The sequence below is a fragment of the Microcystis sp. M53603_WE2 genome (assembly GCF_030065435.1).
Genome location: NZ_JASJFF010001305.1, coordinates 1 through 8,336, shown reverse-complemented (window position 1 = coordinate 8,336; position 8,336 = coordinate 1). Strand labels below are relative to the sequence as shown.

Annotated in this window: 10 protein-coding genes and 1 pseudogene; 3 read left to right on the top strand and 8 right to left on the bottom strand. The window is 45.9% G+C overall.

The annotated features are described in order from the left end of the window. The 7 genes and pseudogenes from PX481_RS27395 to PX481_RS27365 all read right to left on the bottom strand — a co-directional run. Window positions 1-439, bottom strand: a 439-nt coding sequence (locus PX481_RS27395; protein WP_288097088.1) for an RRXRR domain-containing protein, incomplete at its 3' end; no start/stop codon positions are given. Window positions 440-657: 218 nt separating this feature from the next. Then, window positions 658-978, bottom strand: a complete 321-nt coding sequence (locus PX481_RS27390; protein WP_002752253.1) for a P-II family nitrogen regulator — start codon at window positions 976-978, stop codon at window positions 658-660. 398 nt (window positions 979-1,376) lie between these two features. Further along, window positions 1,377-2,225: a transglutaminase-like domain-containing protein gene (locus PX481_RS27385; RefSeq protein ID WP_004159260.1), complete on the bottom strand. Its 849-nt coding sequence runs from the start codon at window positions 2,223-2,225 to the stop codon at window positions 1,377-1,379. Further along, window positions 2,219-2,713 (bottom strand): glycosyl-4,4'-diaponeurosporenoate acyltransferase CrtO family protein, encoded by a 495-nt coding sequence (locus tag PX481_RS27380; RefSeq protein WP_223212969.1) that lies wholly within the window; start codon window positions 2,711-2,713, stop codon window positions 2,219-2,221. Before PX481_RS27380 ends, PX481_RS27385 begins: the two co-directional genes overlap by 7 nt. A gap of 12 nt (window positions 2,714-2,725) precedes the next feature. Further along, on the bottom strand, window positions 2,726-3,820 hold the full coding sequence (locus tag PX481_RS27375; protein WP_004159258.1) for a glycosyltransferase family 2 protein: 1,095 nt from the start codon (window positions 3,818-3,820) through the stop codon (window positions 2,726-2,728). Window positions 3,821-3,855: 35 nt separating this feature from the next. Then, window positions 3,856-4,047: a Thivi_2564 family membrane protein gene (locus PX481_RS27370; RefSeq protein ID WP_012265960.1), complete on the bottom strand. Its 192-nt coding sequence runs from the start codon at window positions 4,045-4,047 to the stop codon at window positions 3,856-3,858. 323 nt (window positions 4,048-4,370) lie between these two features. Further along, window positions 4,371-4,706, bottom strand: a pseudogene (locus PX481_RS27365) (RNA-guided endonuclease InsQ/TnpB family protein); the annotation flags it as partial. Between the two features lie 50 nt (window positions 4,707-4,756). Between PX481_RS27365 and tnpA the strand changes: the two are divergent. Genes tnpA through PX481_RS27350 form a run of 3 tightly spaced genes read left to right on the top strand, consistent with a single transcriptional unit; the run spans window position 4,757 to window position 5,600 of the window. Further along, window positions 4,757-5,158: an IS200/IS605 family transposase gene (tnpA, locus tag PX481_RS27360; RefSeq protein WP_043999173.1), complete on the top strand. Its 402-nt coding sequence runs from the start codon at window positions 4,757-4,759 to the stop codon at window positions 5,156-5,158. Between the two features lie 21 nt (window positions 5,159-5,179). Then, complete coding sequence (locus PX481_RS27355; protein WP_071825063.1) at window positions 5,180-5,482, top strand: BrnT family toxin; 303 nt, start codon at window positions 5,180-5,182, stop codon at window positions 5,480-5,482. Beyond that, window positions 5,403-5,600 (top strand): hypothetical protein, encoded by a 198-nt coding sequence (locus PX481_RS27350; RefSeq protein ID WP_002760489.1) that lies wholly within the window; start codon window positions 5,403-5,405, stop codon window positions 5,598-5,600. Before PX481_RS27355 ends, PX481_RS27350 begins: the two co-directional genes overlap by 80 nt. Before the next feature lie 78 nt (window positions 5,601-5,678). Here PX481_RS27350 and gyrB read toward each other — a convergent pair. Continuing rightward, window positions 5,679-8,336 (bottom strand): DNA topoisomerase (ATP-hydrolyzing) subunit B (gyrB, locus tag PX481_RS27345; protein ID WP_288097084.1); only part of this gene is annotated, 2,658 nt, incomplete at its 5' end.

Genomic DNA, 8,336 nt, shown 5'->3' with positions numbered 1-8,336 from the left:
GAAGTTCAAGTTGACGATTAGCTCTGATTGAGGGAGCTAATTTTCCTTGTTTTCTATTTGAGAATCGTTTTTGTCGATGCGCTCTTAGATTAAAAGAAAGTTGGCGGTTAATCCGTCTTCCTCTACGTCCTCTTCGCATTAAGCATCGATTGTCTAGGCGCTCTCTTACTCGCTTAAAAGGAAGTTCTAAGTGAGCCTTCCAAAGAGTAAAAAGGGAGGATTGAACGCCAATTCCAGAGAATAATTTACCCGGGTTAATACCAATGGCAATCGGTTGGGTTTTGCTATCAGAAGGTTCAGTGGTTAGCTGGACATAGAAAATATCTAAGTCGTTGAATTTACCGATAGCTTTTCCTTGCTTAATCCACCGCCTGGCCCGACTGGGTTTGGTGGGCATTAACGACTTTCCGTCTTTTGAGATAACAGGAACTCTTGCCATGGAGATAATCCTTAAGAGTGAAGTTAAAGTACCTTTCCGCAACACAATCAAGATGTCTTGTCTAACAACGCCTTACCAATAGAGCTTAGAGGGAATCCGAACTAGGGAAGTATTCGGAGGTCTGGGCCAGATTGTGTCTCGATGCGGTAGTCTCTACTTGCGTCGCCTAAATTGGTTTAGGCAAGCCCCGTCCCTTTTAGGGCGGGGTTAGTGACGAATCAAATTATCTCAAACCCAGTCAACGCTTCGACATTTTGTCGGAAAGCGATTAAGGCATGATTAGCTTGATACTCGACGAGACCAGAGAAGATCGCCTCCGAGACTTCCTGCGAGACAACGGTTTTGATCTCAATATTGGTGTTATAACCGACCATATCTCCCTGGCGGTTGCCGTGGCGACCTGCGCCCTGGGCTTGCGAGAGGGTATAGCCAGTTACGCCTAACTCTTGCAGCAGCTTGATCATGCGGTCTTGCAAGACGGTTTCACCAATGATGACAACCAGTACAGCCGGTTTAATGGGTAGGGATGAGGATGACATGGGCAACTCCTAAAATGGGTTTTTCAAAGACAATGTTATTGACATCCTCACCACGCTACTTTTTTAGGATGGTCGCGTCAATGGGGTTGACGCAGATAGCGAAAAACGCTTAATTGCTTAAGTCTGACTCTTTCGACCCGTCCGTTTTGAGTGTCCGAATGCCGGACGGCCACTTTGAACAAGTCGAAAAAATCTCATCTTCAACCTTATTTCCTAGAAAGTTTTACTCGTTCAAGGCCGAATTTGAAGTCTTTTCTGAACGAAACCCCCTACTATCTGTGGTCAGGGTTCAGTTTTTAGCTTGGTTATCGCTTTTTTCATTGTAGCTTAAAGCCGTCCTCAAAGGACGGGGTTTTCAAGCCAAATTTTCGATAATAGAATACCTGACTGGGGTACGCTCAAGAGATGGCGATCGCCTCTGTTGTCGGTATCAAAATATTCTCGGAAATCGGCTTGGCATCGGGTAAGTAGTCCATAAAAAGCCTCATCTGATTCATTTGTACGGGACCAAAAATAGTGGCAAAAGAAACATCGGCTGCATCTCGTCCTGTGCCAACGCGAATTAGCCCGCTCTGAGGCACAAGGCGGGTAGGATCGAAAAGATACCAGCGACCCCCTAGATAAGCCTCAAACCAGGCATGAAAATCGGGGGGATTTAAACCATAGGCGTAGCCGGAAACAAAGCGTGCCGGAATGTTCAAAGCTCGACAAAAAGCAATACCTAAATGGGCAAAATCACGGCAAACGCCTACCCTTTCTATCGCTGTATCGCAAGCAGAAGTTAAAGAATCACTGCTACCAGAGAGATACAAAACATTGTCATAAATCCAGTTACAGATAGCTGTCACCCTGGAATAACCAGGGACTAAATGGCCAAATTCAGCCGCGACAAAGCGCAATAATCGATCTGACTGACAGTAACGACTCGGATAAAGATAGTACAAGATATCGAGGGGTAAATCGGCTGGCTTTACTTCAAAAATCGTACTGGGGTCTGAATAATAAGGAGATAAGCCAACGGTTGCTCGATAGGAAATTTGCAAATTGCCAGGAGGGGCATTGAGTCGAAAGTATCGATTTCCACTGACAGAAGTGATGTATTCCTCAATCGACCGTTGAGAGTTAGAATGGAGGTCTTCCTGAACAATAATCTGATGGTTGTTGCTGACAATAGCAACATTAAGAATTAGAGTGCTTGCTTGCTCAATGCTGTAGGTTAATTCACAGCCAAGTTCATACTTTAGCATATCGTTTTTTTCTGTCCTTTCAATACGAGCAGATGCTGGAGCCGAAGCCGATTGTAACGCTGCACCCACAAACAAGGCAGGTTGAAGGCTGTTCCCACGGCGAGGTTTACCAGCACACCCCAGCCAGGAGTCCAGAGCATCGTCACTAACCAAAACAGCCAGATGGCGATGTGAACGTATTCCGCGCGACGGGTTTCAGCCAAAAAACGGGACATTACGGCACAGTCCCCACCGCCAACGGATGTTTTGCGAAAACCTCCTGGGAAGAAATCCCCTGCTTCTGGCAACCGATCCTTCCATCGCTTGATCCGCAGTACCCGATTGTACCATTGTCTATCTTCCCCCCAGGGTCGTGGCCGGGTCAGGCAGGTGTCCGTTTCTAGGAATTTCAGGGGAAGTTGATGACCGATAAAACCGATCAAAAGTGACCAGGCTGTCCAACCGACCACACAAAGCCCGACGATTACCCCATCCGGTAGTTGTAGCATAGGCGAGATCATTCATTCACCTTGCCATCGGGTACTTATCCTTCGTCCTTTCCATTCGATTTGACCACGTTCGAGATTCAGAATTGCCAGCAGGAACACTGCAATGAAGAAGGCAACCGGAATGGGGAAGAAAAAGACGATTGCTCCGAATGAACCCACTGGCCATACAATTATGGCTAACTGTATGGCGAAGGCAAGATAAAGCAGTACGTTATATAGTAAGGATGAATTCCCGACAATCGGCCAGCCGAATAGGGATGCGGGCAGACACCAAGCCGCCCAGAACAACCCTGAAAGCCAGAACACAACCGCCAGCATCCGCAGCCAAGAGACTTCCCCTGCTGCCGTTGCAAAGTTTTTGTCGAAACCAACAACCAGGTCCCGCAGCCCGCCGGGGTACATCCGATAGTCCAGTTGGCCATGACCAATGTATGCACTCACTGGCAGTCCCGCACTCTCATAAATATGAGCCATGAACCAGTCTTCTACAACATATCCTGCCACAGCGTCGTGGCCGCCGACCCGCTTATAGTCATCCTTGCTGGTAGCCATAGCCGGTCCAAAAGCCACACCACCTCTTGCTCCCAGTTTGACGGCCATCAAGCCGACGAGATTGAACAGAACCGCTAACAGTTCGTAGGGGCGTTCAGTGCGGTGATAGGGCTGAACTGAGACCAGACCACCTAAGTGTTGAACAGTTGCCACCAGCCTGCGGAGCAGCTCCTCCCCTGGCTCAGTGTCGGCATCGAGAAAGACGAGAATATCGCCAGATGAGGCTGCATATCCGGTTTTGAGTGCCCAGTTTTTCCCTGTCCAACCTGTGGGCAAAGGGCTAGTCTGCACTACTTTCACCCCGGCCTGTTCGGCGATCTGTGGGGTAGCATCGGCGGACTGGTCATCGATGACAATGATTTCGTAGGGCTTGAATGTTTGCTGCTTTAAGGCTGTTAGCAAATTAGGGAGGGTACTCTCTTCATTCCTCGCCGGAATCAAGACCGAGACTTTAGGCGAACCGACGACTGAAAAGTCTGGAAGTCGCGGCAACCGCCACATCAATCCCCAGCCTATTAGCCAGCGCACCAGCAGTGTGATGGACATCAGATCCATAATAATTCAACCTTTCCTTCCGTCTAGAACATCACTCACCTACCGATACGAATTCCCTTGAGAAAACTCAGCAATCCGAACACCTTAAGAATCCACAAAACGAGGGCGATGACAACCACAATGTTCAGGATTTGCTTGATCTTGCTGTCCATCGGAATGTAGTTGTTCACGAGCCACAATAGAACCCCAACCACGATGATAACTACCACAAACTGTACCAGATCCATGACTGACCTCCTTTCTCCGATCTAATGAGTTTCGTCAAGCATTTTATTCTCTTCATTATTATATATGCTCGTTTATATATGCTCGTTAGGTGGCCCGGGCAATCGCACACAATTCTTGAAGATACGCAATAAATCTAGGCTCTTCGTTACTTGTTATGGTTCGATAGGGGGGCATAAATCGACTAAATCCTTATCTGGCAAGAGACTTAATTGATTAGTTCGCTCTAGAGCAAAAACAATTGACAAAAATCGCTAAATGCTTTTCTATATAAGGGTTCCATCCCTTATAACCCCCGTCCATTGCATAACAATTACCGAAGAGCCCGTTTTTTAAATTTAGGAGGTTTTACTTTTCTTCCTTTTCTCTCTCCCTTACAAGATGTAAAAAAGTTAGAATAGGCTGTCTCTAAGTCTCTCAAAGACTGTTGTAAAGGAATAGAAGAAACCTCGGTTAGCCACTGTTTTTCTTCTGTTTTTTTGACTTGAGTTAGTCTTTTAGATAACTCAGTATATTTTGGCTTTTTCTCCCCTTGTCGATAGAGTTCTTGGCAGTAGGCTAAGGTATCGTTCCAGACAACACGCACACACCCGAACAACTGAGACAAAAGCCTCTTTTGTTGGTCTGTTGGGTAAATACGGTATTGATACCTCGCTTTCATTGGGTTAAGATGTGTGTGTCTGTACTCTATTCTAACTAGGTCTGTTAATAATGTCAAGTCAGTTGCGAAGAGAAAGAAACTCTGTTTCCGATTTAAAGATACACTTGGTCTGTGTGACAAAATACAGAAGAAAGGTTTTTACTGGTAAAAGTCTGACTTTGGTTGAAAAATCTTTTAGGGAAGTTGCGGAAAAGATGAATTTTCAGATATTGGAATTTAACGGGGAGTCCGATCATGTCCACGCATTGATTGAATATCCACCGAAATTATCTATTTCCGTGATGGTCAATTCTTTAAAGGGAGTCTCTAGTCGCAGGCATGGACAAGCTGGTTATCCTAAACCGTACGGGAAAGACGCTCTTTGGTCGCCCAGTTATTTCGTCTCTTCTGTAGGAGGTGCGCCACTGGAAGTTCTTAAGTCTTATATCAAAGATCAGGAAAAGCCGTCGTAAAACGACGGGGTTTTAACCCAAATTTTCGATAAGCGTCAGGCTAATATAGAAAAACACGGCATAGATTTCGCCGACCTGGAAGCGATTTTTAGCGGGCCGATAATCGAGCGCGTGGATAACCGTCAGAATTACGGCGAAATTCGAGTGATTCTAGTGGCTACAATCGATAATATCGTTTTGGTGGTGGTTTATACATGGCGTGGCTCGGTTCGTCGAATAATTAGTGCTAGGAGGGCTAACAACCGTGAACGAAGAACATATTACCAGAGTCACCCGCGAACAGTGGGCGAAGTTGAAAGACAAAACAGACTGGAAGAAAGTTAAAGGGATGAGCGAGGCGGAAATTGCCAAAAACGCCCTAGAAGACCCCGATAATCCACCGCTGCCGGCTGATTTTTTCGATGAAGTCGTGGAATGCACCCCAGTTTCCTTGAATCCCTAACCCTCCGATTAGTAACTGGATTTGGGGATTTTATCGGGGGCTGTATTAGCCTAGACTAACACAGCCCAAAGTTAGCGTTTAAATGTCCAAATCCGTAAGATTTAAACGTGATCCGTGGGTTTCGATAAATTCTCGCCGGGGGGCAACTCGATCGCCCATAAGAATGGTAAATAATTCCTCAGCTTTGGCTGCGTCTTCGATTTCCACCCGTTTTAAAGTGCGAGTTTCGGGATTCATGGTAGTATCCCAAAGTTGTTGGGGCATCATTTCCCCTAACCCTTTAAAACGTTGGATTGTGTAGTTAGCATTGGAGGGAAATTCCGCTATCTTTTGCTGTAATTCTCGATCGCTATAGCAGTAGGAATGATTTTTACCGCGTTCCAATTTATAGAGAGGAGGACAGGCGATATATACATAACCTTGGTCAATTAAATTCTTCTGATAACGATAGAAGAAAGTTAACAACAAAGTTCGGATGTGTGCGCCATCCACATCAGCGTCAGTCATTAAAACAATGCGATGATAGCGCAATTGTGAGGGGTCGAAATCTTCTCCTTTAATCCCTAAACCGAGGGCTGTAATTAAGGATTGAATTTCCGTATTTTTGTAGATTTTGGCATCATCGGTTTTTTCGATATTGAGGATTTTTCCCCGCAGAGGTAGAATCGCTTGAAAACGACGATCGCGCCCCTGTTTGGCACTGTTATGGACGAAAACGCCGGAAGCAAGGGCAAAGTTATGGGTATGAGGAACCTCGATATCATAGACATCGAATCTTGTTTCTAATCGCTTGATCGCCACAACTCGATGATTGTAATTAGCCACCGCTTCTAAGGCTTTATTTTTATCACCATCAAAGTAGCGATCGCAGAAAGAATCAAATCGCAATATTGATTTATCCCGCGTCTGAAGCCGATATTTTTGATAAGCTTCCAAATCAATATAACCTCGATCGATCTCAATTTGTTTTAAGGTCGCTAGGGTTTTTTGATAGTAAGTTTTCTTGATTGTGTTAATTCCCTGCCAACGATTATACCAATCAGCGATCGCATGAGTGAACAACCAAGAATCGGAAGCGGGATTCCAGACCATTTCATAACCGTTAATGGTGATTCCGGGGTCACGAAGATCGGACAATTTCCGATACAAAGGCATTAAAGCATCTTCTGGAGTTAAAGCCGCAGCAGGTTTATAGCTACCATCTCTTAACAGGAAAAGATGGTCAGGAGTACAAATAATCGCTTCACCATGATCGAGAGTAATTTTAATTACTTCTGCGTCTTTTTTGGTGATGCGGGCATTAATAATTCGTTCAACCCCGATCGTGCCATTGTCACGAATGGTATAACAAAAATGTTCCTTTCCTTGGGCTTGTTCGGTCACTAGCTGTTTAAAACTGAGGTTGCGTCCATCGACAAGGGCGATTTCTGTATCACCATGAAAACAACCGCCAGCGCTGTCACCTTCGACGATGTAAATTTCTGACCTTTCTGGGTCTCTTTCGCTACAATCAGCCAATTTACCTGGTAAAGGTGAGGATTCCAAGACCGATTTCCGTCGTACTAAGTCCCGGGCCCGACGGGCTGCTTCCGCCGCCTTGTACGCTTGTACTGCTTTTTCGATAATCGTGTCGGCCACTTGGGGATTTTGTTCTAAGTATTCGTTGAGAGTTTCCCCCACCAGCGAATCAACAATACCCCGGACTTCAGTGTTACCCAATTTAGTCTTGGTTTGTCCCTCGAATTCCGGTTCGGGGACTTTTACGGAAATAACGGCGGTTAACCCCTCGCGGACGTTTTCCCCCGCTAGATTAGGCTCGTTTTCTTTAATTTTATTGCGTTTACGAGCAACATTATTTAAAGTACGAGTCAGAACTGCCTTTAATCCTTCTAGATGGGTTCCCCCGTCAATGGTGCGGATATTATTAGCAAAACCGAGAATATTGTCGCTATAGGCATCTATACACCACTGAAACGCCACTTCGATATTAATTCCGTTCTTTTCCCCCGATACATAGATAATATCTTTGTGCAGGGTTTCTTTTTCCCGACACATATAGGCGACGTATTCTTTAATACCCCCCTCATAACAATAGGTTTCGATGTGGGGTTCTTCGGGACGGTAATCGCTAAAGGTGATTTTAACACCCGCATTTAAGTAGGCTAGTTCTCGTAAACGTCCGGAGAGGGTACTGTAATCAAATTCGATGCCTTGGCTAAAAATTTCGGTGTCTGGCAGGAAATTAACCCTAGTTCCCGTTTTTTCCTCTTGACTAGGACTACTGACCAATTCTGTGACGGGGATACCTCTTTCGTAGCGTTGGGTATGTACTTTATGATCGCGCCAGACGGTGACATCGACCCATGCAGAAAGGGCATTAACGACGGAAATCCCGACTCCGTGTAACCCTCCCGACACTTTATAACCACCACTGCCAAATTTACCGCCGGCATGAAGTATAGTGAGAACGGTTTCTAGGGCAGATTTACCCGTGGTGGGGTGGACATCGGTGGGAATACCCCGGCCATCGTCAGTGACGCTGACGGAACCATCGGCCTTGATATCCACTTCGATATGAGTACAGTAACCCGCTAAGGCCTCATCGATCGAGTTGTCCACCACTTCATAGACTAAATGATGTAGTCCCCGCGGCCCGGTCGTACCGATATACATCCCCGGCCGCTTCCTGACTGGTTCTAACCCTTCGAGAACTTGTATCTGTTCCGCGCCGTAGTT

What these genes read in the sequence shown, in the direction of transcription:
- PX481_RS27375 (WP_004159258.1), bottom strand. Translation starts at nt 3,820, where the DNA reads ATGGATCTGATGTCCATCACACTGCTGGTGCGCTGGCTAATAGGCTGG.
- PX481_RS27370 (WP_012265960.1), bottom strand. Translation starts at nt 4,047, where the DNA reads ATGGATCTGGTACAGTTTGTGGTAGTTATCATCGTGGTTGGGGTTCTA.
- tnpA (WP_043999173.1), top strand. Translation starts at nt 4,757, where the DNA reads ATGTCAAGTCAGTTGCGAAGAGAAAGAAACTCTGTTTCCGATTTAAAG.
- PX481_RS27390 (WP_002752253.1), bottom strand. Translation starts at nt 978, where the DNA reads ATGTCATCCTCATCCCTACCCATTAAACCGGCTGTACTGGTTGTCATC.
- PX481_RS27385 (WP_004159260.1), bottom strand. Translation starts at nt 2,225, where the DNA reads ATGCTAAAGTATGAACTTGGCTGTGAATTAACCTACAGCATTGAGCAA.
- PX481_RS27380 (WP_223212969.1), bottom strand. Translation starts at nt 2,713, where the DNA reads ATGCTACAACTACCGGATGGGGTAATCGTCGGGCTTTGTGTGGTCGGT.